This window comes from Anaerococcus sp. HMSC075B03, from assembly GCF_001815585.1.
GTDB lineage: Bacteria > Bacillota > Clostridia > Tissierellales > Peptoniphilaceae > Anaerococcus > Anaerococcus vaginalis.
The window spans coordinates 1-284 of the sequence record NZ_KV821190.1 but is presented as its reverse complement, the minus strand read 5'-3'; the positions used below and the strand labels follow the sequence as shown (position 1 = coordinate 284).

The 284-nt window shown below is 28.9% G+C and carries 1 protein-coding gene; it reads right to left on the bottom strand.

Annotated features, from left to right (window positions below; genetic code table 11):
* Positions 1 to 284, bottom strand: a 284-nt coding sequence (locus HMPREF3045_RS05395) for a MobA/MobL family protein (RefSeq protein WP_180363009.1), incomplete at both ends; no start/stop codon positions are given.

Sequence of the window (284 nt, the reverse complement as noted above, 5' to 3'; positions counted from 1 at the left end):
TTTTCTCCTTTTTCATCTAGGATATATTCTTTTTTTGACTTTGCTAAGAACTCTCCTTTTTCGTTTATGGGTCGCATTATGGTCATTATATGACAATGGATATTTCCATTTTTATCTTGACTCTCATTATGGATTGCATAATCTACTATCATTCCTTGTGATGTTAGATTTTCTTTTATAAATCTTTCAACTAGGTTTTTATTTTCACTTAAAGATAATTCTTTTGGTAGTCCTATTATGAATTGTCTTGCTAGTTGTGCATTAGAATTTTTTTCTGCCATTTC